General features: G+C 65.7%; 20 protein-coding genes, 1 tRNA gene and 2 pseudogenes. 12 read left to right on the top strand and 11 right to left on the bottom strand.

Going from position 1 to position 21,704, the window contains the following annotated elements:
- Positions 1 to 146: pseudogene (locus HKL97_RS07395) on the bottom strand (class I tRNA ligase family protein); the annotation flags it as partial.
- Between HKL97_RS07395 and HKL97_RS07390 the strand changes: the two are divergent.
- The 3 genes and pseudogenes from HKL97_RS07390 to HKL97_RS07380 form a co-directional block, all read left to right on the top strand.
- Positions 140 to 865: pseudogene (locus tag HKL97_RS07390) on the top strand (methionine--tRNA ligase); the annotation flags it as partial. The pseudogenes HKL97_RS07395 and HKL97_RS07390 overlap by 7 nt on opposite strands.
- Positions 865 to 1,644: a TatD family hydrolase gene (locus HKL97_RS07385; protein ID WP_291423945.1), complete on the top strand. Its 780-nt coding sequence runs from the start codon at positions 865 to 867 to the stop codon at positions 1,642 to 1,644. The pseudogene HKL97_RS07390 and the gene HKL97_RS07385, both read left to right, overlap by 1 nt.
- Positions 1,641 to 2,429: an MBL fold metallo-hydrolase gene (locus tag HKL97_RS07380; protein ID WP_291423942.1), complete on the top strand. Its 789-nt coding sequence runs from the start codon at positions 1,641 to 1,643 to the stop codon at positions 2,427 to 2,429. Before HKL97_RS07385 ends, HKL97_RS07380 begins: the two co-directional genes overlap by 4 nt.
- Positions 2,430 to 2,528: 99 nt before the next feature.
- On the opposite strand, the gene HKL97_RS07375 is transcribed toward HKL97_RS07380, so the two are convergent.
- Both HKL97_RS07375 and HKL97_RS07370 read right to left on the bottom strand, forming a co-directional pair.
- Complete coding sequence (locus HKL97_RS07375) at positions 2,529 to 2,894, bottom strand: Rieske 2Fe-2S domain-containing protein (RefSeq protein WP_291423940.1); 366 nt, start codon at positions 2,892 to 2,894, stop codon at positions 2,529 to 2,531.
- A gap of 102 nt (positions 2,895 to 2,996) precedes the next feature.
- Entirely contained in the window at positions 2,997 to 3,614 is a 618-nt protein-coding gene (locus tag HKL97_RS07370) for a Spy/CpxP family protein refolding chaperone (RefSeq protein ID WP_291423938.1), read from the bottom strand.
- A 134-nt stretch (positions 3,615 to 3,748) separates the two neighbouring features.
- Here HKL97_RS07370 and HKL97_RS07365 point away from each other — a divergent pair, with 134 nt between their 5' ends.
- From HKL97_RS07365 to HKL97_RS07330, 8 genes are all read left to right on the top strand, one after another.
- Complete coding sequence (locus tag HKL97_RS07365) at positions 3,749 to 4,675, top strand: aspartate carbamoyltransferase catalytic subunit (RefSeq protein ID WP_291423936.1); 927 nt, start codon at positions 3,749 to 3,751, stop codon at positions 4,673 to 4,675.
- Positions 4,672 to 5,940: a dihydroorotase family protein gene (locus tag HKL97_RS07360; protein ID WP_291423934.1), complete on the top strand. Its 1,269-nt coding sequence runs from the start codon at positions 4,672 to 4,674 to the stop codon at positions 5,938 to 5,940. The genes HKL97_RS07365 and HKL97_RS07360 overlap by 4 nt, the downstream gene beginning before the upstream one ends.
- Positions 5,937 to 6,518: a glycerol-3-phosphate 1-O-acyltransferase PlsY gene (plsY, locus tag HKL97_RS07355; protein ID WP_291423932.1), complete on the top strand. Its 582-nt coding sequence runs from the start codon at positions 5,937 to 5,939 to the stop codon at positions 6,516 to 6,518. Before HKL97_RS07360 ends, plsY begins: the two co-directional genes overlap by 4 nt.
- Entirely contained in the window at positions 6,518 to 7,654 is a 1,137-nt protein-coding gene (dprA, locus tag HKL97_RS07350) for a DNA-processing protein DprA (RefSeq protein WP_291423930.1), read from the top strand. The genes plsY and dprA overlap by 1 nt, the downstream gene beginning before the upstream one ends.
- A gap of 12 nt (positions 7,655 to 7,666) precedes the next feature.
- The gene (topA, locus tag HKL97_RS07345) at positions 7,667 to 10,336 is read left to right on the top strand and encodes a type I DNA topoisomerase (protein WP_291423928.1); all 2,670 of its coding nucleotides are present in this window, start codon (positions 7,667 to 7,669) and stop codon (positions 10,334 to 10,336) included.
- 86 nt (positions 10,337 to 10,422) lie between these two features.
- Complete coding sequence (locus HKL97_RS07340; protein ID WP_291423926.1) at positions 10,423 to 11,109, top strand: phosphoesterase; 687 nt, start codon at positions 10,423 to 10,425, stop codon at positions 11,107 to 11,109.
- A complete protein-coding gene (locus HKL97_RS07335; protein WP_291423923.1) occupies positions 11,106 to 12,509 on the top strand; it encodes a deoxyribodipyrimidine photo-lyase in 1,404 nt (467 codons plus the stop codon). The genes HKL97_RS07340 and HKL97_RS07335 overlap by 4 nt, the downstream gene beginning before the upstream one ends.
- Positions 12,506 to 13,177, top strand: a complete 672-nt coding sequence (locus tag HKL97_RS07330; RefSeq protein ID WP_291423920.1) for a metallophosphoesterase — start codon at positions 12,506 to 12,508, stop codon at positions 13,175 to 13,177. Before HKL97_RS07335 ends, HKL97_RS07330 begins: the two co-directional genes overlap by 4 nt.
- 7 nt (positions 13,178 to 13,184) lie before the next feature.
- Here the strand turns inward: HKL97_RS07330 and HKL97_RS07325 are convergent, their stop codons facing one another.
- The 8 genes from HKL97_RS07325 to HKL97_RS07290 form a co-directional block, all read right to left on the bottom strand.
- Positions 13,185 to 13,817 (bottom strand): MBL fold metallo-hydrolase, encoded by a 633-nt coding sequence (locus HKL97_RS07325; protein WP_291423918.1) that lies wholly within the window; start codon positions 13,815 to 13,817, stop codon positions 13,185 to 13,187.
- Between the two features lie 17 nt (positions 13,818 to 13,834).
- Positions 13,835 to 14,674: a class I SAM-dependent methyltransferase gene (locus HKL97_RS07320; protein WP_291423916.1), complete on the bottom strand. Its 840-nt coding sequence runs from the start codon at positions 14,672 to 14,674 to the stop codon at positions 13,835 to 13,837.
- A gap of 11 nt (positions 14,675 to 14,685) precedes the next feature.
- Positions 14,686 to 16,236: a glutamine-hydrolyzing GMP synthase gene (guaA, locus tag HKL97_RS07315; protein WP_291423914.1), complete on the bottom strand. Its 1,551-nt coding sequence runs from the start codon at positions 16,234 to 16,236 to the stop codon at positions 14,686 to 14,688.
- Between the two features lie 83 nt (positions 16,237 to 16,319).
- A complete protein-coding gene (locus HKL97_RS07310) occupies positions 16,320 to 16,853 on the bottom strand; it encodes a GNAT family N-acetyltransferase (protein WP_291423912.1) in 534 nt (177 codons plus the stop codon).
- A complete protein-coding gene (locus HKL97_RS07305) occupies positions 16,850 to 18,127 on the bottom strand; it encodes an RsmB/NOP family class I SAM-dependent RNA methyltransferase (protein WP_291423910.1) in 1,278 nt (425 codons plus the stop codon). The genes HKL97_RS07310 and HKL97_RS07305 overlap by 4 nt, the downstream gene beginning before the upstream one ends.
- Positions 18,124 to 19,620 carry an IMP dehydrogenase gene (gene guaB, locus HKL97_RS07300; protein WP_291423908.1) on the bottom strand — a complete coding sequence of 499 codons (1,497 nt, stop codon included), beginning with the start codon at positions 19,618 to 19,620 and terminating at the stop codon, positions 18,124 to 18,126. Before guaB ends, HKL97_RS07305 begins: the two co-directional genes overlap by 4 nt.
- Positions 19,621 to 19,748: 128 nt before the next feature.
- Positions 19,749 to 20,420, bottom strand: a complete 672-nt coding sequence (locus HKL97_RS07295; RefSeq protein WP_291423906.1) for an RlmE family RNA methyltransferase — start codon at positions 20,418 to 20,420, stop codon at positions 19,749 to 19,751.
- Positions 20,417 to 21,373 carry a Ppx/GppA phosphatase family protein gene (locus HKL97_RS07290; RefSeq protein ID WP_291423905.1) on the bottom strand — a complete coding sequence of 319 codons (957 nt, stop codon included), beginning with the start codon at positions 21,371 to 21,373 and terminating at the stop codon, positions 20,417 to 20,419. The genes HKL97_RS07295 and HKL97_RS07290 overlap by 4 nt, the downstream gene beginning before the upstream one ends.
- 257 nt (positions 21,374 to 21,630) lie before the next feature.
- Between HKL97_RS07290 and HKL97_RS07285 the strand changes: the two genes are divergently transcribed.
- Positions 21,631 to 21,704 (top strand) — tRNA-Gln (locus tag HKL97_RS07285).

Raw genomic sequence — 21,704 nt, 5'->3', positions numbered from 1 at the left:
TTGCTCATCTTCTCGCCCTCTGCCGTCCACCAGCCGTGCGAGAACACTTTTTCCGGCAGCGGCAGCCCCGCGCCCATGAGGAAAGCCGGCCAGTACACGGCATGGAAGCGGATAATCTCCTTACCGACCAGATGCAGGCTGGCCGGCTTTCCTCATGGGCGCGGGGCTGCCGCTGCCGGAAAAAGTGTTCTCGCACGGCTGGTGGACGGTAGAGGGCGAGAAGATGAGCAAATCGACGGGCAATTTCATTGATGTGCGCCCCTTGGTGGATGAATTCGGCCTGGATACCGTGCGCTTTTTCCTGCTGCGCGAGGTCCCCTTCGGCAACGATGGAGATTTCTCCCGCAAGGCGCTGATTTCGCGGACAAATGCGGAGCTGGCTAACGGCATCGGCAATCTGGCGCAGCGCACGCTCTCCTTCATTGCCAAAAACGCCGGCGGCGTGGTGCCGCCCAAGGGCGCGCTGCATGAGGCTGACCATGTGCTGCTGGAACTGGCCGGGGAACTGCCGGAGAAGGTGAGGGGCGCGCTCAATCGCCTGGCCTTCCACGAGGCGCTGGACGAGATCTGGAAGCTGATCCGCGCCGCCGATGGCTATATTGACCATCAGGCGCCCTGGACCCTGCGCAAGACAGACACCGGCCGCATGAACACCGTGCTGTTCGTGCTGGTCTCGGTGCTGCGCGTGGTGGCGGTTCTGTTGCAGCCCTTCATGCCTGAAACCATGGAAAAGCTACTCGGCCAGCTAGGCGTGGCGGCGGAGGCGCGCGATTATGCCGCGCTGGATACGCCCCTGGCCGAGGGCGCGCCGCTGCCCGCCCCAGCCGGGCTGTTTCCCCGTTTCGTTGAGGCGGAAGCCAAATAATGCTGGTCGATACGCATTGCCATCTCGACTACTTCAACCAGCCCGGCGAGGAAGCCGCGGTGGTGGAACGCGCCCGTGCCGCCGGGGTGGAAACCTTGGTGACAATCGGGGTTACCCTCGCACAATCTCAACAAGCCATTGACATTGCAGAAAAATACGATAATGTCTGGGCCTGCGTCGGGGTTCACCCCAACCACGCGGCGGATGTTCTGCCGGTCGCGGCCCCAGAGTCGCTCGCCGAGATGGCGAAACACCCGAAGGTGATCGGCATCGGCGAGAGCGGGCTGGATTATTTCTACGAAAAAGCCTCGCGTGAGGTGCAGGAACAGAATTTCCGGGCCAACATCCGCGCCGCGCAAATCTCTGGCCTGCCGCTGGCCATCCATGCGCGCGATGCCGATGACGACATCATCCGCATTCTGCAAGAGGAGCGGGCAGGGGGCGGCGATTTTGGCTTTTTGCTGCATTGCTTCTCCTCAACCCGCAAACTGGCCGAAGCGGCGGTGGCGATGGGCGGCTATATCTCTTTCTCCGGCATTCTCACCTTCCCCAAATCGTTGGAATTGCGGGAAATAGCCGCGGACATGCCACTGGAGCGCCTGCTGGTGGAGACCGACGCGCCCTACCTCGCCCCGGTGCCGTTCCGGGGCAAGCGCAACGAGCCGGCCTATGTCGGGTATACCGCAAAAATATTATCTGAAATCAAAGGGATATCACCTGAAGCGCTGGCAGAAATCACGACCCGGAATTTCCGCACCCTCTACGGCAAGGCAGCATGAAGGTTACGCTGCTGGGGGTTGGCGGCTCGGCCGGGCTGCCGCAGATCGGCGGTCCCGGCGGTTTTGGCGACTGGGGCAAGACTGACCCCGCCGAGCCGCGCAACCGCCGCACCCGCTCCAGCATCGTCATAGAATCGTTTGAAAATAAACGAATACTGGTTGACACCTCGCCGGACCTGCGCTTGCAGTTGGTCTCTTGCGGCATCGGCCGCATCGACGCGCTGGTCTACACCCACGCCCATGCCGACCATATCGCCGGGCTGGATGAAATCCGCATTCTCAACCGGCTGCTGGGCGCGGCCCTGCCCACCTATACTGACGCGCGCACCTGGGCCGAGTTATACCAGCGCTTTGATTACGCCTTTCGCCCGTTTGACGGTGGTTTCTTCTTCCGCCCGGTGCTGACGCCGCACACGATAGAGCCTGGAAGCATCGTGGAAATCCAAGGGCTTCCCGTGCGGTTCATAGACCAGGACCACGGTACAATGCGCTCGCTCGGCCTGCGCGTGGAAAATATCGCCTACTGCACGGATGTCGTGCGGTTGGACGAGACCGCGCTCAACGCATTGGGAAACCTCGACGTGCTGCTGATCGACTGCTTCACCCCAGGCCCGATCCACCCGACGCACGCCAATCTCGCTACTGTCCTCGGCTGGGTGGAGCGCCTGCGCCCCCAGCGCACAGTGCTCACGCATCTGGGGCCGGATATGGACTACCAGCACCTGCGCGCCACGCTGCCGGCTGGCGTGGAGCCTGGCTTTGACGGCATGGTGATTGATGCCTGACCGCCACATCACTTTCCATAATATGTATTCTGCGATTTTTGTTTGTAGCCGCGTGAGAGTATCGCGCGAGGGTACACCGCTCCGTCCTCTGCCCCCTGTTTAAACGTCCAGAAAAATCGTCCCGTCTTTCTCGTTTGCGGGTAGTGTTTTCAGCCCGGTGGGGTGTTTGCCCATGGCCAGCGCGCTTTGCGCCCACCCGGGTAACGGCATCCCGAGGAGGTTTTTCACCCAGTCCATGTTCCGGCCCGAGCAGATGTCAAACTTCGAGCCATGAAACGGGCAGGTCACCGCTCCGCCCTCAATTTTGCCCTTGGTCAGCGGCATGCCCAAATGCGGGCATTTGTTCACAAACGCCCGGGCCTTGCCGCCAACGCGCGTCAGCGCGATGGAGCGTCCCGCCACGTTGACGACATGCAGCGCGCCTTCGCGCACCTCGCCGGATTTGGCGGCTTCAATCTGGCTCATCCTGGTACCCCCCCTGAAAAATAAGTCCGTGCCTGCCTTCGGCTTATCATTCCTGAGGCATGAGGGCTTATTTCTCAAGCGGCAACTGTGTGGGCCCTGGTATCAGAGCGGTGGACCGCCAAAACCCATCATCATCCCAGGCCCCCAGCCATCCCGGCCAAAGCCCCGGCCGCATCCGCCCCTGCCAGCCTCGGCCAACCCGGGTAGAAGCTCGCTGGCCTGCCCGCTCTGATACGCGCTCAGATGCGGCAGCAGAGCCTTGGCGGCGGTCTGTTGCGCGTCAAAATCCTGCTTACGCAGGTCGATCATCTGGCGCATCAGGCTGAAGCGCGCATCCGGATCTTTCGCGGCGGTGGTGTTGTTTTGCCAAAGTGCGCGCATGCCCGTCCACATGGTGTGGTCAGCCGTGGTCACGGCGGTTGTGTAGGCATCCCATGCAGCGCCTTGCGCCGCCGTGATGTTCAACGCCTGCTTCAGCGAATCGAACACACCCACCCTGCCCGGCCCGCCTGGGCCGACTTTGCCGTAGCCGCCGCCCCAGCCGTTCATCATGGCGGGGCCTGGGCCGTAGCCGCCGCCCCAGCCGTTCATCATGCCGGGGCCGTAATTGGCTGTGGGCGCCGCCTGGTCCGGCGTTGTCTGCGCGGCGGAATACGCCGCCAGCCCCCCGAACAACAAAACCGCGCTACCGAAAACCGCAAGTCCATGTAAAGGCCGCATCGCATAACTCCTTACTTTGCGTATGCTCTACTGACAGCAACCAGCACCTGCGCGCCATGATCTGTGTCAACAACAGGATAATTCGCGCCGAACTCTTCACACAACGCGGGTGAGTGTGGTCTAACCGGGTTTTAATGACATCTCCTAAGCATCTGCTCGGTATCGAGGGGTTAAACCCCGTCGCCGTCACCTCGTTGCTCGACCTCGCGGAGAGCTACGTCCTCCTCAACCGTTCCGGCAAAACCCAGCGGGATTCCCTGCGCGGGCGCACGCTCATCAACCTCTTCTTCGAGGACTCGACGCGCACCCGCACCAGCTTCGAGCTGGCCGGCAAGCGCCTGGGCGCAGATGTGATCAACATGTCCGTCTCCACCTCCTCGGTCACCAAGGGCGAGACCCTGCTGGACACGGCGGCGACCCTCAATGCCATGAACTGCGACCTGCTGGTGGTGCGCCACAACCGCTCCGGCGCCCCCGCGCTGCTGGCGCAGAAGGTTGAAGCCTCCGTCATCAACGCCGGGGATGGCACGCATGAGCACCCCACCCAGGCGCTGCTCGATGCGCTGACCATCCGCCGCCGCAAGGGGCGTATTTCCGGCCTCACCGTGGCGATTTGCGGCGACATCGCGCATTCGCGCGTCGCGCGGTCCAACATCCTGCTGCTCACCATGATGGGCAATTTCGTGCGGGTTGTCGGCCCGCCCACGCTCATTCCCTCCGGCATTGAAGCCGCGGGCGTCACCGTGTGTCATGACATGCAGGAGGGCCTGAAGGGCGCTGACATCGTGATGGCCCTGCGCCTGCAAAAAGAGCGCATGTCGGGCGGGCTGATTCCCTCCTCGCGTGAGTTCTTCGCTTATTACGGGCTGGACCGCCGCAAGCTCGGCTTCGCCAAGCCTGACGCGCTGGTGATGCACCCCGGCCCGATGAATCGCGGCGTCGAGATTGACAGTGACGTTGCCGACGACCCGGTGCGTTCGCTCATCAGGGAGCAGGTGGAAATGGGCGTAGCGGTGCGCATGGCCGTGCTGGACTCCCTGGCGCGCGGAGACATCCTATGATCCTGTTCCGTAAAATCCGGTATCTGGACAGTGCCGCGCAGGCGCTGGTTTCAGGCGAACTGCTGGTGAAGGATGGCCGCATCGCCGATTTTGCCCCCTCGCTCGGCCAGCCTGACGGCGCCACGATCATCGAGGCCGAGGGCGCCGTGCTCTGCCCCGGCCTGGTGGATATGCGCGCCAGCCTGGGCGAGCCAGGATTCGAATACCGCGAGACCATCGCCAGCGCGGCGGCGGCAGCAGCGGCGGGCGGCATCACCACCATCGCCGTGCTGCCTGACAGCTCCCCCCCCATCGACGACCCCGCCTTGGTCCATCTCATCACCGCGCGCGGCGCCGAGACCGGCAGTGTCAGCCTGCTGCCCTATGCCGCCGCCACGCGCGGCTGCGCCGGGCAGGAGCTGGCCGAATACGGGCTGTTGAAAGCCGCCGGGGCCATCGCCTTCACGGACGGCGCCAAAACCATCGCCTCCTCGCGCCTGATGCGTCTCGCCCTGAGCTACGCCAGCGGTTTTGGCATGCGCATTGTGCAACACCCTGAAGATTACGAGTTGGCCAAGGGCGGCGCCGCCACCAGCGGGGCGCGCGCCAGCTGGATGGGCCTGCCCGGCATCCCCGCCGCCGCTGAGGCCATCTGTGTCGCGCGTGATATCCGCCTGGCCGAATTGGCCGATGGCGCGGTGCATTTCGCCCATGTCACCACCGCCGAAGCCCTGGCGCTCATCCACCAGGCCAAGGACAAGGGCCTGCGCGTGACCTGCGACACCGCCCCGCCCTATTTTGACCTCAACGAGACCGCCATCGGCGGCTACCGCACCTATGCCAAGCTCTCGCCGCCGCTGCGCGCGGAGGCTGACCGTCAGGCCGTGCTGGCCGCTCTGCGGAATGGCACCATCGACGCCATCGCTTCCGACCATCAGCCGCGCGACGCGGACGACAAGCGCCTCCCCTTCGCCGAGGCCTCGCCCGGCGGCGCCGGCCTGGCAACGCTGCTGGGCGTCACCTTGGCGCAAGTGCAATCCGGCCATCTCACATTGCACCAGGCGCTCGCCTTGCTCACCGCCCGCCCGGCCGCGTGGCTTGGCATCAACGCGGGTGTCATCGCTAAGGGGGCGCCGGCGGATCTCTGCCTGTTCCACCCGGAGCGCTCCTGGCAGGTAAGCGCCGGGCAGATGCCGGGCAAGGCGCAGAACACGCCCTTTGACGGCCGCGCGCTGGAAGGCGTGGTGCTCGGCACCTGGAAAAGCGGCGTAAGGGTCTACGGATGACGCTCTTTCTGCTCTGCGTGTTTGGCTATATCGTCGGCTCCATCCCCTTCGGCCTGCTGCTCACCCGCGCCGCCGGGCTGGGAGATATCCGCGCGATCGGCTCAGGCAACATCGGCGCCACCAACGTGCTGCGCACCGGCAACAAAAAGCTTGCCGCCGCCACCCTGCTGTTGGACGCCCTGAAGGGCACGCTGGTGGTGCTCTTCGTGCGCCATTACGGCCATGGCGGCGTGTTTCTGGCCGCGCTGGCGGTATTTCTCGGCCATCTCTATCCAGTTTGGCTGGGTTTCAAGGGCGGCAAGGGCGTTGCCACCGGGCTTGGCGTGTTCTGGGGGGTGTGCTGGCCGCTGGGGGCGCTCTGCTGCGCCCTCTGGCTTGCCGTTGCCTTCACGCTGCGCCGTTCCTCGCTCGCGGCGCTCTGCGCCTTCGCCGTCTCCCCCGTTGCCGCCTGGTATTTCCAATCCTGGAAAACCGCCTTGCTGGCGGCCATCATCGCGGCGCTGGTATTCTGGAAGCATCGCGCCAACATCGCGCGGCTGCTGGCCGGCACGGAGCCTAAAATCGGCCAGAAGGCGTGATGCGCCTGGATATTGACCGCCTGCGTCTGGTCCGCACCGAGAGCGTCGGCCCCATCACCTACCGCCGCCTGCTCTCGCGTTTCGAGACCCCGGCCGAAGCCCTGGCCGCCCTGCCCGAGCTGGCCCGTAGCGGCGGACGCGCCACCGCCCCGCGCATTCCCCCGGCGGAGGAGGTGGAACGCGAGTTCACCGCCCTCGCCCGCCTCGGCGGCCGGTTCATCTTTCTCGGCACGCCGGACTACCCCGAATATCTGGCCCAGTTGCCTGACGCGCCGCCGGTCATTGCCGTTCTGGGCGATGTGAGCCTGCTTCACAGCCGCGCCATCGGCATCGTCGGGGCGCGCAACGCCTCGGCCAACGGCATGCGCCTGGCTGAATCCCTTGGCGCGGAACTGGCTGGCTCCCTCGCCGTCGTCTCCGGCCTTGCGCGCGGGATAGACGCCGCCGCCCACACCGGCGCCCTGCGCACCGGCACAACCATCGCGGTCATCGCGGGCGGGCTGGACCTGCCCTACCCGCCCGAGAACGAAAAACTGCAACGCCTGATCGCACAACACGGCGCCGTGGTCGCCGAGGCCCCGCTCGGCACCGCGCCCATCGCCCGCCATTTCCCCAAGCGCAACCGTATCATCGCCGGGCTGGTGCTTGGCCTCGTGGTCATTGAGGCCGCGGCCCGCTCCGGCTCGCTGCTCACCGCGCGCATGGCGCTGGAGGCCGGGCGCGAACTCTTCGGCGTCCCCGGCTCCCCGCTGGACCCGCGATCCCAGGGCGCCAACGACCTCATCCGCCAGGGCGCCCACCTCACGGAATCGGCCGCCGACGTTCTGGCCAACCTGCCAGACCACCCCGCCCGCCAGGGCCTGGGCCGTGATCCAATGTTCCAGCACGGCGCACCTTCCGGTTTCGCCGAGCCGTCGCCCGCCTGGACAGATCCCGCCGGGGGCCTGCGCGAACTCGCCCGCGCGCGCCTGGAAATCCCCGCCCTGATCGGCGCCGATCCGGTCGGAGTTGACGAGATCGCCCGGCGCTGCCAGTTGTCGGGTGCCGCCGTCACGGCGGTTCTACTTGAGCTTGAACTCGCGGGGAGGGTGGAAACCCTTGCCGGTAACCGTGTCGCGCGCTTCGCCGACCTATGATTGGAACGGTTCTTGACTGATATCGTCGTCGTCGAATCCCCCTCCAAAGCCAAGACAATCAACAAATATCTCGGCGATTCGTATAAGGTCCTGGCCTCCTTTGGCCATGTGCGCGACCTGCCGCCGAAAGACGGCTCGGTGCGCCCGGATGAGGATTTCGCCATGTCCTGGGAGGCCGACGAGCGCGGCAACAAGCACATGGGCGAGATCGCCCGTGCGCTGAAGGGCGCCAAAACCCTCTACCTGGCGACCGACCCTGATCGTGAGGGCGAGGCCATCTCCTGGCATGTGCGCGCGATGCTGGAGGACAAGAACGCCCTCAAGGGCGTCAACGTGCTGCGCGTCACCTTCAACGAGATCACCAAATCCGCGGTGAAAACCGCGATGGCCCACCCGCGCGAGCTGGATCAGCCGCTCATCGAGGCCTACATGGCCAGGCGGGCGCTGGATTATCTGGTCGGCTTCACCCTCTCGCCTGTGCTCTGGCGCAAGCTGCCGGGCAGCAAATCCGCCGGGCGGGTGCAATCTGTCTCGCTGCGCCTCATCTGTGAGCGCGAGGCCGAGATCGAGGTTTTCAAATCCCGCGAATACTGGACCATCGAGGCTGGCATGGTCACACCGGCCGGCGCACCCTTCCCGGCCCGACTCACGCATTACCAGGGCAAGAAGCTCGAGCAGTTTGATCTGGGCGGTGAAGCCAAGGCGCTGGCCGCCAAGGAAGCGGTTAAATCCGGCAGCTTCACCGTCGCCCAGGTTGATAAAAAACGCACCAAGCGCAACCCGCCGCCGCCCTTCATCACCTCCACCTTGCAGCAGGAGGCCAGCCGCAAGCTCGGCTTCTCCTCGCAGCAGACCATGCGCCTCGCGCAGCAGCTCTATGAAGGCATCGACATTGGCGGCGAAACCGTGGGCCTCATCACCTACATGCGAACTGACGGCGTGCAGCTCGCCAAGGAGGCCGTCACCGCCATCCGCGCGCAAATCAAATCCGATTTCGGCCCCGATTACATCCCCGTGGCCCCGCGCGAATACATCTCCAAGGCAAAAAACGCGCAGGAGGCCCATGAGGCCATCCGCCCCACCGATATCGGCCTGAAGCCCGAGCGCGTCGGCCGCATGCTGAGCAGCGAACAGGCCCGGCTCTACGAGCTGATCTACAAGCGCGCGACGGCCTGCCAGATGTCTGCCGCCGAGTTGGACCAGACCGCCGTGGATATGACCGACGGAAAGGGCCAGACCCTGCGCGCCACCGGCTCCGTGCTGGCCTTTGACGGATTTTTGAAGCTCTACCACGAGGACCAGGACGACGCTTCCTCGGATGACGAGGACTCCCGCCTGCTGCCGCCCATCGGCAAGGGCGACCCGCTTAAAACCGCCAAGGTTGACGCCACCCAGCACTTCACCCAGCCGCCGCCGCGTTATTCCGAGGCCTCGCTGGTGAAAAAGATGGAGGAGCTGGGCATCGGCCGCCCCTCCACCTACGCCTCCATCCTCACCGTCCTGCGAGACCGCAATTACGTCCGCCTGGAAGCCCGCCGCTTCATCCCCGAGGACCGCGGCCGCCTCGTCACCGCCTTCCTCACCAGCTTCTTCTCGCGTTATGTGGACACCGGCTTCACCGCCGCACTGGAGGAGCAGCTTGATGAAATCGCCGAGGGCAAGATGCGCTGGCGCGACGTGCTGCGCGCCTTCTGGGACGATTTTTCCGCCGCCGTGGCGCAGACCAAAGACCTCAAAATCTCCGACGTCATCGACGCGCTGGACGCTGACCTCGGCCCGCATTTCTTCCCACCCCGCGAGGACGGCACCGACCCGCGCTCCTGCCCCGCCTGCGGCACCGGGCGCATCGGCTTGAAACTCGGGCGCTTTGGCAGCTTCATCGGTTGCTCGAATTATCCCACCTGCCAGTACACGCGCAAACTCGCCATCGACGGTGGTGACAACCCGGATGAGAGCCTGAAGGACGGCATGCGCCTGCTCGGAAAACACCCCGGGACCGGCGAAGATATTACTTTAAAACGAGGTCCTTACGGGCTTTATGTGCAACAGGGCGAGCCTGACCCGGCGGATAAGAAGGCCAAGCCCAAGCGCTCCTCGCTGACCAAGGGCATGGACCCTGAGGCGCTGGCCCTGGACGATGCGCTGGGCCTGCTCTCGCTCCCGCGTCTGGTCGGCCTGCACCCCGAATCCGGCCAGAAGATCGAGGCCGGGGTCGGCCGTTTTGGCCCCTATGTGAAAATGGGCGCCATTTTTGCCTCGCTCGACCGTGACGACGACGTGCTCCACATCGGCCTCAACCGGGCCATGGACCTGATCGGCAAAAAACAGGATTCCATCCGCAGTCTGGGCGATCACCCGAAGGACGGCGCGCCCGTGGTCGCCCGCAAGGGCCGCTTCGGCCCTTATGCGCAATGGGGCAATGTGGTTGCCAACCTGCCGCGCGACGTGGAGCTGGCGGATGTCACCCTGGACCAGGCGGTGGCGCTGCTGGCCGAAAAGGGCAAGGTCATTGTACCCAAGGGCAAAAAGGGAGCCGCGAAAAAACCCGCCGCCAAGGCAAAAGCCAAGGCCGAACCCGCGGTAAAGACCGCAAAGCCCAAACCCGCCGCGAAAGCGAAAACTCCGGCCAAGCCGAAAGCGAAACCCGCCGCCAAGGCCGCCAAGGCAAAGGCGCCGGCCTGAGCCGCCGGGCGGGGAGCCGCGCTGAAATTGCCTGAACCGGTAATTTATCCGTAGCCCAAAAGGGCAGAATATGCTTGTTGCAGCGCATGACCGCCGCCCCCATTCACCTGCGCGATGAACGTTTTATGCTCGACCCCGCCGGCGCCGCCTTCTGGCCGGCGCGGCGTATTCTCATCGCCGCCGACCTGCAATTCGAGAGGCCCATCCCCGGTGCGCCGCGCCCCCCCGTGCCGCAGGGCGGCAAGGCCACGCTGGAGCGGCTCAACCGGCTTTTGCGCCTGTACCGCCCGGCGAAGGTTGTCATCCTCGGCGGCGATTTCCCCGGCCGCGGCGCCAGCACCCTGCTGGCCAAGGATGAACGCGCGCATATCGAGGTGATGGCCCGCGAGGCGAGCTTCATCTGGGTGTCCGATAAACCCGATGCGGCCGCTGGCCTGCCGGGCGTTTGCGTCCCGCTTTACCGCGAGGGCGCGTTCACCTTCCGCCACGCCGCCGGGCCGCAGCTTGGGCCGCGCGCGTTCGAGGTCTCGGGCTATTTCCAGCCAAAAGCCAGCATCGATGCCCGCGCCAAGCGCGTCAGCCGCCCGTGTTTCGTCACCGGGGGCAACCGGCTCATGCTGCCCGCCTTCGGCGCGCCTAGCGGTGGGCTGGATGTGCACGATCATGCCATTTCCCGCTTCTTCCCGCGCGGCCTGCGCGTGTTCCTGCTCGGGCAGGATCAGCTCTTCTCCTTCGCGCTGGAGCAACTGGGCCGCATGGCCGAGGTGGCATGACGCCTGCGCTCCTCTGGTTGCGCAACGACCTGCGGCTGCATGACAACCCGGCCCTGGCCGCTGCCCTCGCCGGGGGCGGGCCGGTTTTGCCTGTCTATATCCTCAATGAACAGATGGGTGCGGCCAGCCGCTGGTGGCTGCACCATTCGCTCACCCGCCTGCAGGCTGATTTCGCCAAGCGCGGCGCCACGCTGGTGCTCCGCCGGGGCGACCCGGCCATCATCATCCCCGAACTGGCCGCGCAAACCGGCGCCACCGCCGTGCATGCCGCCCGCAGTTTCGAGCCCGCCCTGCGCGATGCCGACCGCGCCGTGGACGCCGCCCTGCGCCCGCACAACATTGGCTTCCATCGCCACCTCACCACCAGCCTGTTCGCCCCGGAGCGGATACAAACCAAAACCGGCGGGGCTTACGGCGTCTACACCCCCTTCGCCAATGCCTGCTTCAGCGCCGGGGTGCCGGAGGCGTCCTGCCCCACTCCGGCGCATATCCCAGGCCTGCCCGGCATCTCCGGCGATGCCTTGGCGGACTGGTCCCTGCTCCCCGAAAAGCCTGACTGGGCTGCCGGCCTGCGCGCCAGCTGGACCCCCGGCGAGGTTGGCGCCCATGCCCGGCTGGATGAATTCCTGACCAAACCCGTGCGCGAATACGCCACGGCGCGCGACATTCCCGCCCTGCCCGGCACCTCACGCCTCTCCCCGCATGTGCATTTCGGCGAAATCTCGCCGCGCTTCGTCTGGCACCGCGCCGCCGCCCTGGGTGAGTCTCCGGGCGTGAAAACCTTCCTGAAGGAACTGCTCTGGCGCGAATTTTCCATCAACCTGCTCTGGCAGCACCGCGATTTGCGCACCCGGCCCATCCGCGCGGAATTCGCGGACTTCCCCTGGGCAGAAAACGCCCCTGCCCTGCGCGCCTGGCAGCGCGGGCAAACCGGCATCCCCATCGTCGACGCCGGTATGCGCGAGCTATGGCAGACCGGCTGGATGCACAACCGCGTGCGCATGATCTGCGCCTCCTACCTGGTGAAGCACCTGCTGCTCCCCTGGCAACTCGGCGAGGCATGGTTCTGGGACACGCTCTGCGAGGCCGATGAAGCCGCCAACGCCGCCTCCTGGCAGTGGGTGGCGGGCTGTGGCGCCGATGCCGCGCCCTATTTCCGCATCTTCAACCCCGTTCTGCAGGGCCAGAAGTTTGACCCCGCCGGCGCCTACGTCCGCCGCTATGTCCCCGAGCTGGCCCGCCTGCCGGATCGCGGCATCCACGCCCCCTGGGAGGTCCCGCCGCAAATTCTCCTCGGCGCCGGTGTTAAACTGGGAGCAAGCTATCCATATCCCATAGTCTCACTGGCGGAAGGAAGGGCGCGGGCATTGGCCGCTTATGCAGCACTAAGGGGAAAATGAAGCCTTTGCCGCCGCGCTTGCGCGTGGTGGGCGATGTGCATGGCGATTCCAGGGCCTTCGCCATCGCCGCGGAGACGGATCGCTTCATCGTGCAACTGGGAGATCTGGTTGACGACGGACCCGATACCCCCGGCGCTCTTGCCGTGATGTTCCGCCTGCTTGATGAATGCCGCGGCCTGTTCCTGCTTGGCAATCATGATTTCAAGCTCGCCCGTGCCTTGCGTGGCGACAAGGTGCATGGCCCCGGCGTCGCCCGCACCCTGGCCGAGCTGCCCGCTTCCATGCGCGCGCGCACACTGGAGGTCATTTCTCAGGCCCCCGCCTGGATCATCACCCCCGCCGCGATTTTCGTCCACGGCGGGTTCCACCCCGGCATGCTGGGCCAGCCCCCGCCGCCTTTCCCGCCGGGCCGCCCGGAACCGCTGCTCGCTCGCGCCCTTTACGGCCAGACGACCGGGCGCGTCACAGGTGCGGGCAGGCCTGAGCGCCTGTTGCGCTGGGTGGATGATATTCCGCCGGGCATCACGCTCTATTGCGGCCACGACCAGCGCAGCGCTGACGGCCGTCCCTACATCCGCGCCGGGCGGGCGGGTGGCCGCGCTGTGTTTCTTGATACCGGCGCCGGCAAGGGCGGGCATCTGTCCTGGATGGATATAGACCTGCCGTAACGAAGCGCTACCGCAGGAACGGGTTGTTGCGCCTCTCCGCACCAATGGTTGAATTCGGGCCGTGACCGCAGATGAAGGTGAAATCATCCGGCAGCACCAGCAGCTTGGCCGTAATCGCGGCCAGCAGGGTATCGGTATCGCCATAGGGGAAATCGGTGCGCCCGACAGAGTTGCGGAACAGCACATCGCCCACCATCCCGAAGTTCGCTTCGTGGTTGATGAACACCATATGTCCCGGCGTATGCCCCGGGCAGTGCAGCACCTCGAATTCCTCGCCGCCCATGCTCACCCGGTCGCCCTCGCGCAGCCATGTGTCCGGCGTGCAATTCTGCGCATGGAACCCATAGGCCTTCGCCTGCGCGGCGATGCCATCGAGCAGGAATTTATCCTCAACCCCCGGCCCGGTGATCTTCACCCCCAGCGCCGCCGCCAGCTCCGCGGCCCCTCCGGCATGGTCGAGATGCCCGTGCGTGAGAAAAATATCCGTCACCGTAATCCCGGCCTGCTTAATCGCCGCGAGCAGCTGCGGCACATCGCCGCCAGGGTCCACCACCGCACCCCGCAAACTCTCCGCGTTCCAGACCAGCGTGCAATTCTGCTGAAACGGCGTGACCGGAATAACCGCAATCTGCAATGTCATGGTCCCAAACTCTCCGCTTACGCCTGCGCCCGCACAATCCAGGTTGCGGCTGGCATCAGCACGCCCTGGGGAGTCATATGCCCAGCCAGCGCGGCCTTCACCGCAGCGCTAACCTTGCTCACCAGCTCCGGATGCTCGCGCAACGCCCCGCCCAGCGGGCCAACGCGCAGCGACAGCTCCAGGCTCTGCTCCAGATCCCCGCCGCCGATCAGGCAATCGAATTTCTCAATGCCGATATCCTTGAACCCGGCATCGCCCAGAATCCCGCGCAACCGCCCGGCATCGGCAAAGGCGAACGGGCCGGGCGCCGTGGGGTCCGCGGACGGGCTTTCAGGCATGAACGGGGCCGCCGCTTGCTGCGGTGCGCGCATCCACACATTCTCCGCAAACGGCCGCCAGCACACGAATGCCAGCCGCCCGCCCGCGCGCAACGCCTTGCGGATATTGGCGAAAGCCGCCACCGGATCAGCGAAGAACATCACCCCGAACCGGCTGAACGCGGCATCGAAGGCGCCTTCGCCAAAGCTGGCAACCTGTGCATCCGCCTGCTCGAATACCGGCGCCACCGCACCCGGCGGCACCGGCCGCGCCTTGGCAATCTCGAGCATCGGCGCTGAAATATCCGCCCCCTTCACATAGCCGGCGGCCCCGGTCAGCGCCGCCAGCTCCATCGTCGTCTGGCCGCAGCCGCAGCCAATATCGAGAATCCGCTCCCCGGCGCGGGGCGCCAAAACCCGTATCGCCTCGCGCCCCAGCGGGTCTATCTGGCGGTCAAGCTGCGCCTGAAAGCGCGCCCAGGTCTGTCCGGCCAGCGCGTTCCAGTAGTCAACCTGCGCTGCGTTCGCTGTATTTTCCATATGGCCCGCCCCTATTCCCACTCGATCGTGCCGGGCGGCTTGCTGGTGATATCATAGGTCACGCGGTTGATCCCGCGCACCTCGTTCACAATCCGGTTCGAGACGCGCGAGAGAAACGCCATGTCGAACGGATAGATATCCGCCGTCATGCCATCCGTGCTGGTCACCGCCCGCAGCGCGCACACCTGGTCATAGGTCCGCCCGTCACCCATCACCCCGACTGACTTCACCGGCAGCAACACCGCAAACGCCTGCCAGATCGCATCATACAGCCCGGCGGCGCGGATCTCCTCCAGATAGATCGCATCCGCCTTCTGCAAAATCTCCACGCTCGGGCGGCTCACCGCCCCCAAAATGCGTATCGCAAGCCCCGGCCCGGGGAACGGATGCCGCCCCACGATCGTCTCGGGCAGGCCCAGCTCGCGGCCCAGTTCACGCACCTCGTCCTTGAACAATTCGCGCAGCGGTTCCACCAGCTTGAGCTTCATGAACTCCGGCAGCCCGCCGACGTTATGGTGCGATTTAATGGTGACCGAGGGCCCGCCCAGCGCGCTCACGGACTCGATCACATCCGGATACAGCGTGCCTTGCGCCAAAAAGTCGGCGCCGCCGAGCTTGGTCGCTTCCTCATCGAACACCTCGATGAACAACCGGCCGATGATCTTGCGCTTCTGCTCAGGATCGGTCACCCCGGCGAGCTGGCCAAGGAACAGCTCCGAGGCATCGCGGTGGATCAGCCTGATGTTGAACTGCTCGCCGAACACCTGCACGACTTCCTCGGCCTCGCCACCGCGCAGCAACCCGTGGTCAACGAAAATACAGGTGAGCTGGTCGCCGATCGCCTCATGGATCAACGCCGCCGCCACGGAGCTGTCCACCCCGCCGGAAAGTCCGCAGATCACCTTGCCGGTGCCCACCTGCGCGCGGATTTTCGCGATTTCCGCCTGCCGGAACCCGGCCATCGTCCAATCGCCCGCCAGCCCGCAGACCTTATGGGTGAAATTGCGCAGCAGTTGCGCGCCATGCGGGGTATGCACCACCTCGGGGTGGAACATCAGCCCATAGAACCGCCGCGCATCATCCGCGATCATCGCGAACGGCGCCCCCTCGGAGACCGCGACGGTGCGGAACCCTGGCGGCGGGGCGGAGATATGGTCGCCATGGCTCATCCACACCTGCTCGCGCGCGCCCTTCACCCAGGCGCCGTCAAAAAGGGTGCAATCCTCCACAACATCCACATAGGCGCGGCCGAACTCGCGGATCTCGGCGCCCTTCACATCGCCGCCCAGCTGCGCGCACATCACCATCTGCCCGTAGCAGATGCCCAGCACCGGCACCCCGGCGGAGAACACATAGTCCGGCGCGCGGGGTGAACCCTCGTCGGCCACGCTGGCCGGGCCGCCGGAGAGGATAATGCCGCTGGCGCCAAACGAGGCGATTCGCGCCGGATCAGCGTTGAAGGGAAGTATCTCGCAATACACCCCGCTTTCGCGCACCCTGCGGGCGATCAACTGCGTAACCTGGCTACCAAAATCGAGGATCAGAATCTTTTGTGTGTGCATGCTGTGCTGCTAGAGCAATATCGGTCTAATTGGAATCACTCGGGGCCAATTAAACCGATAAAATCGCGCGCCCAAAACGCGTATCAGGCGTCCACGTCCAACAGCGTTTCAATCGGGTCCCACGCATAGGCGACCTGCGGCACGGCCGAACCGGCGACATGCGTGGCGCCGTTGGCCAGCCGCCGTCCGCCCAGCCGCTCGTAGAAAAAAATCGCCGGGTTGCCGTGCAGCACCCAGATGAACACCGAGCGGCAGCCAAGCAGCGCCAGATATTTCGCCGCGGCGCGCAGCAGCTGGCCGCCCAGCCCCCGGTTCTGCCAGTCATCGGCGACATAGAGCGTCTCCACCTCACCCTCTCCCAGCGTCTCGCCCTGGCAGGGCCGCGCGGTGGAAAACCCCACCACCAGCGGCGCGCCCTGCTCCGCGCTCCGCACCGCCACAAACACGCCATGCCCCATGCGGATGCTGCGCTCATAATGCAGGCTCAGCCGTTCGGCCGAGAGCCCGGCCAGGAATGCCTCCGGCAACAGGGTCGCATAGGTATTGCGCCAGGTCGCCACATGCACCGCCGCGATCCCGGGCGCATCGGCTGCGCGCGCGCGGCGGATCGCAATCACGGATCGCGCGCCAGCACAGCGGCGAAAAACCCGTCCGTCCCATGCGCACGCGGCGAAAGCCGCAGATATTTCCCGCGCAACGCCTCCGGCGCCTCGATCTCCACCGGCTTGAACATCGGGTATCGCGCCAAAAACGCCTCCACCTGTGCCTCGTTCTCATCACTGAGCAGAGAACAGGTCGCGTATACCAGTTTTCCACCTGGTTTGGTCAATTTTTGCGCCTGGTCCAGGATCATCGCCTGCTTGGCCACCAGCTCCTTGAGGTCGGTCTCGCTCAGGCGCGTGCGCGCATCCGGGTTGCGGCGCCAAGTGCCGGTGCCGGTGCACGGCGCATCGACCAGCACGCGGTCAAACTTCCCGGCCTGCCGCTTGGTCCATTTATCGCCCGGCTCACCCAGCAGATGCTGCTCGGCATTATGCACGCCCGCGCGGCGCAACCGCTTGATTGCCCCCTCCAGCCGTGGCGCCGAGGTGTCGCACGCGACGATATGCCCCTTGTTCTCCATGGTCATGGCGATGGCGAGAGTCTTGCCCCCTGCCCCGGCGCAATAATCCACCACCCGCATGCCCGGCTTGGCGTCCATCTGCAACGCGATGAGCTGGCTGCCCTCGTCCTGGATTTCCACCAGCCCGTCCTGAAACGCCTTGCCCTGCGTGATGGACTGCCGCCCGGCCAGCCGCAGCCCCCAGGGGCTGAACTGCGCGGGCCGCGCCTGCAAGCCCTCGCGCGCCAGCTCCGCAATCGCCGCTTCGCGCGTGGTCTTGAGGCTGTTCACCCGCAAATCCAGCGGCGCCGGCTGGTTCAGCGCCGCCATCTCCGCCTCCAGCGCCGGGCCGAACTGTGCCTTCAGCCGGGGCAGCAGCCAGTCGGGGATCTCATATTTCACCGCCTCGGGCATGTTGGGGTGTTCCAGCGTGTGCCCGGCGAATTTCTCTAAAATGATGCTCTCTTCGGGCTGCATCGGCGGCGGGCCGTAGCGCCCGGCGGCAAAGGCCATCGAGATTTTATGCACGCTCATGCCCGAGAAGATCGCCTGCACCGCCAGCAGCAGCCGCGGCGTCTCCGGCGCGCCGAAATGCTGCAACCACCAGCCCAGATGCCGGCGCGCACGCAGCACCCCCCACACCAGCGTGCTCACCTCACGCCGGTCTCCCGCACCAATGAACCGCCGCGTGCGAAAAAAATGATTTGCGATGGCATCCGCCGGGCGGCCGTCCGCCTCGATCGCCGCCAGCAGATCAATCGCGGCGGCCAATTGTCCGGCGGGGGTCATCCCTCCTGCCGGTAGTTCGGCGCCTCTCGCGTAATTGCCACATCATGCACATGGCTCTCGCGCAGCCCCGCCCCGGTAATCCGCCGGAAGGTCGTCGCGGTCTGCAGCGCGTTGATATCGGCCGCCCCGGTATAGCCCATGCCCGCGCGCAACCCGCCGACAAGCTGGTGCACCACCGCCGCCATCGGCCCCTTGTAGCCAACCCGGCCCTCGATTCCCTCCGGCACCAGCTTCAGCTGGTCCTTGATCTCCTGCTGGAAATACCGGTCTGCCGAGCCGCGCGCCATCGCGCCCAGGCTTCCCATGCCGCGGTAGGATTTATAGCTACGGCCTTGATATAAAAACACTTCGCCGGGCGCTTCATCGGTGCCTGCGAGCATCGAGCCCACCATCACCGCATCCGCCCCGGCGGCCAGCGCCTTCACCATGTCGCCCGAGGCGCGAATTCCGCCATCGGCAATCGCCGGCACGCCCAGCGCCCGGCAGGCCGCCGCCGTCTCCAGCACGGCCGAGAACTGCGGCACCCCGACGCCAGCCACCACCCGCGTCGTGCAGATGCTCCCCGGCCCAATACCAATCTTCACCCCATCCGCTCCGGCATCAATCAGCGCCCGCGCGCCATCAGGCGTGGCGACGTTCCCCGCGATGATCTGCACCGCGTTGGACGCCTTCTTGATCCGCGTGACCGCCTGCAGCACCCCATCGGAATGGCCGTGCGCGGTGTCCACCACCACCACATCCACCCCGGCCTCAACCAGCGCGGCCGCGCGCTCGGCGCCATCCTCGCCAACGCCGGTGGCGGCGGCCACCCGCAGGCGGCCCAGCTCATCCTTGTTGGCCAGCGGGTGCGCCTGCGCCTTGTCCATATCCTTCACCGTCATCAGCCCGATGCAGCGGTATTCGTCATCCACCACCAGCAGCTTCTCCAGCCGGCGCTTGTGCAGCAGCGCGCGCGCCTCCTCGGGCGAAACCCCGGCCCGCACCACGGCCAGATTTTCGCGTGTCATCAGCTCATATATCTTGGCGCTGGGGTCGGTCGCGAAGCGCACATCACGATGCGTGAGAATCCCGACCAGCTTGCCGTCGCGCTCCACCACAGGGAAGCCCGAGATATTATGCGCCGCCATCAGCGCGCGGGCATCGGCCAGGGTCTGGTCTGGGTAGATGGTGAGCGGGTTCACCACCATGCCGCTCTCGAACTTCTTCACCCGGCGGACCTGCGCCGCCTGCTCCTCGATGGTGAAATTCTTATGAATCACCCCGATACCGCCTTGCTGCGCCATGGCAATCGCCATCGCCGCCTCGGTCACCGTGTCCATCGCGGCTGAGACCAGCGGGATATTCAGCGCGATATTGCGCGTCAGCCGCGTCGCCGTGGCGGCCTTTGTGGGTAATATCCTGGAATATGCCGGCACCAGCAATACGTCATCGAAGGCCAGCGCCTCGGAGATGCGGGCGGAAAAATCAGGGAGGGAAATATGATCGGATGCCATGGCCGCGCTTTCAGAAATATCAGGCGCGGGGCTGGTGGGCCGGCCGCGCCTGCAAATAAAGACCTTGGCGGCCCTCATTAAGCGGCGCAGCGCCGCGGTGCAATAGGCCCTGCCGCCGGCTTGCGCCGTTACTCCGGCCGGAACCCCATCGCGACCACGTACATTTCCTTGGAATCCTTGCGGCTCGCCGGCGGCTTGGCATGGCGTACCGTCTTGAAACGCAGCTTCAGCGTGTTCAGCATGTCCCGCTCCGCCCCGCCCTGGAATAACTTGGCGACAAATGCACCGCCGGGTTCCAGAATCTGCATGGCGAAGGCCAGCGCCGTGTCGGCCAGCGCCATGATGCGGATATGGTCGGTCGCCACATGCCCCGTCGTGTTCGGCGCCATGTCCGAGAGCACCAGATCCGACCTGCCGCCAAGCATCCCGGTCAGCCGGTCCTCCATGCCATCGGCCATGAAATCGCCCTCGATGAACTGCGCGCCCTCCACCGGGATGATCGGCAGCAGGTCGATCCCCACCACCTTCGAAGCCCCCCGCTGCAACGCAACCTGAGACCACCCGCCCGGCGCCGCGCCAAGGTCCACCACGCGCGCGCCCTTGCTCATGAGATGATATTTCTCATCCAGCTCGATCAGCTTGAACGCCGCGCGCGAGCGATAGCCCTGCGCCTTGGCTGCCTGCACATACGGGTCGTTAAGCTGGCGGTTGAGCCAGGCCTGCGAGGACGTGCTGTGCTTGCGCGCGTGTTTCAGCCGCACGGCCTCGCGCCGCGGCGGTACCGATGGATTTTCGGTCATGCCAAGCCGTAGCCGCGCCGTTCCGGTCGCACATTGCGCATCAGCCGCATCAACATACCCTCGCGTAATCCTCTGTCAGCCACCACGAGATCGGGTATCTGCCACAGTTCGTGGATGGCGGCAAAAATCGCGCAACCGGGCAGCACAAAATCCACCCGGTCTGCGCCAATGCAGGGGTGGCGGCTCAACCCCTCGCGCCCGAGCGCCTTCGCCTCGGCCAGCGCCGCCTCCACGGCGCCGCGGTTCATGAAAAACCCGTCCACCAGCCCGCGCCGGTAGCGCTCCAGCTTCAGCGACACCCCGGCCAGCGTGGTCACGGTGCCCGATGTTCCCACCATCAGCACCCCGCCCTGGCGGATTTCCTGGCTGATCCGGTGCACCGCCTCGAAGGGGCGCAGCATCGCCGCCACGCTTTCCACCACGGCGGCGAACCCTTCCTCAGTGTAGCAGGCATGTGTGCAACGCTCCGAGAGGGTGACAACCCCCACCGGCAACGAGAGATAGCCGATCAACTCCGGCGCCGCGCCGTTGCAATTCACCCGCACCCACGCAACCTCCGTGGAGCCGCCTCCGATATCGAACAACAGCGCCCGCCGCTCCGCCTTGGCGATGAGCGAGGCGCAGCTCTCCATCGCCAACTCGGCCTCCTCGCGGGTGTTGATGATCTCAAGCGGCAGCCCCGTGCGTGCGCGCGCCAGGGCGATGAACTCCGCGCCGTTTTCAGCCTGGCGGCAGGCTTCGGTGGCAATCGCGCGCAGCCGCAGCGGGCCCGCTCCCGAATCCACGGCCCAGCGTCTCGCCCGCTCGGCGCAAATGCTCAAACTGGCAATCGCGCGCTCCATTGCCTCGGCGGAGAGCCGGCCGGTCTCATACAGCCCCTCACCAAGCCGCACGACTCGCGAGAAACTGTCGAGCACCTGGAACCCTTGGCCTGCCGGCGTACCCAGCAGCATGCGGCAATTGTTCGTCCCCAGGTCGATTCCCGCAAACACCGGCCGCCGCCCGCCCCGTTTGGGTAGAGCGCCTGCCGGTATGTTCGATGCTGAGGAGGTGCTGGCCATATCGCTTGTATAGTCGCGCCTTATTGGGGTGATGGGCAAGCGGGAAAGCACACCCGCGCGCCGCCACCCGATTAAATTTATGACAATCCCCCCGCTCCAGATGTTGCAGCCCGCGCACACCGGTGCTAATCGGGCCTCGCTGTGACCGTTGGGGGATAGTTTAGCGGTAGAACTCCTGGCTCTGACCCGGGCAGCCTTGGTTCGAATCCAGGTCCCCCAGCCA

This window comes from Acidocella sp. (assembly GCF_013044125.1).
GTDB lineage: Bacteria > Pseudomonadota > Alphaproteobacteria > Acetobacterales > Acetobacteraceae > Acidocella.
The sequence above is the reverse complement of the archived record's forward strand: the minus strand, read 5'-3'. Positions and strand labels throughout refer to the sequence as shown.

What these genes read in the sequence shown, in the direction of transcription:
- HKL97_RS07385 (WP_291423945.1), top strand. Translation starts at nt 865, where the DNA reads ATGCTGGTCGATACGCATTGCCATCTCGACTACTTCAACCAGCCCGGC.
- HKL97_RS07380 (WP_291423942.1), top strand. Translation starts at nt 1,641, where the DNA reads ATGAAGGTTACGCTGCTGGGGGTTGGCGGCTCGGCCGGGCTGCCGCAG.
- HKL97_RS07375 (WP_291423940.1), bottom strand. Translation starts at nt 2,894, where the DNA reads ATGAGCCAGATTGAAGCCGCCAAATCCGGCGAGGTGCGCGAAGGCGCG.
- HKL97_RS07370 (WP_291423938.1), bottom strand. Translation starts at nt 3,614, where the DNA reads ATGCGGCCTTTACATGGACTTGCGGTTTTCGGTAGCGCGGTTTTGTTG.
- HKL97_RS07365 (WP_291423936.1), top strand. Translation starts at nt 3,749, where the DNA reads ATGACATCTCCTAAGCATCTGCTCGGTATCGAGGGGTTAAACCCCGTC.
- HKL97_RS07360 (WP_291423934.1), top strand. Translation starts at nt 4,672, where the DNA reads ATGATCCTGTTCCGTAAAATCCGGTATCTGGACAGTGCCGCGCAGGCG.
- plsY (WP_291423932.1), top strand. Translation starts at nt 5,937, where the DNA reads ATGACGCTCTTTCTGCTCTGCGTGTTTGGCTATATCGTCGGCTCCATC.
- dprA (WP_291423930.1), top strand. Translation starts at nt 6,518, where the DNA reads ATGCGCCTGGATATTGACCGCCTGCGTCTGGTCCGCACCGAGAGCGTC.
- HKL97_RS07340 (WP_291423926.1), top strand. Translation starts at nt 10,423, where the DNA reads ATGACCGCCGCCCCCATTCACCTGCGCGATGAACGTTTTATGCTCGAC.
- HKL97_RS07335 (WP_291423923.1), top strand. Translation starts at nt 11,106, where the DNA reads ATGACGCCTGCGCTCCTCTGGTTGCGCAACGACCTGCGGCTGCATGAC.
- HKL97_RS07330 (WP_291423920.1), top strand. Translation starts at nt 12,506, where the DNA reads ATGAAGCCTTTGCCGCCGCGCTTGCGCGTGGTGGGCGATGTGCATGGC.
- HKL97_RS07325 (WP_291423918.1), bottom strand. Translation starts at nt 13,817, where the DNA reads ATGACATTGCAGATTGCGGTTATTCCGGTCACGCCGTTTCAGCAGAAT.
- HKL97_RS07320 (WP_291423916.1), bottom strand. Translation starts at nt 14,674, where the DNA reads ATGGAAAATACAGCGAACGCAGCGCAGGTTGACTACTGGAACGCGCTG.
- guaA (WP_291423914.1), bottom strand. Translation starts at nt 16,236, where the DNA reads ATGCACACACAAAAGATTCTGATCCTCGATTTTGGTAGCCAGGTTACG.
- HKL97_RS07305 (WP_291423910.1), bottom strand. Translation starts at nt 18,127, where the DNA reads ATGACCCCCGCCGGACAATTGGCCGCCGCGATTGATCTGCTGGCGGCG.
- guaB (WP_291423908.1), bottom strand. Translation starts at nt 19,620, where the DNA reads ATGGCATCCGATCATATTTCCCTCCCTGATTTTTCCGCCCGCATCTCC.
- HKL97_RS07295 (WP_291423906.1), bottom strand. Translation starts at nt 20,420, where the DNA reads ATGACCGAAAATCCATCGGTACCGCCGCGGCGCGAGGCCGTGCGGCTG.
- HKL97_RS07290 (WP_291423905.1), bottom strand. Translation starts at nt 21,373, where the DNA reads ATGCTGCTGGGTACGCCGGCAGGCCAAGGGTTCCAGGTGCTCGACAGT.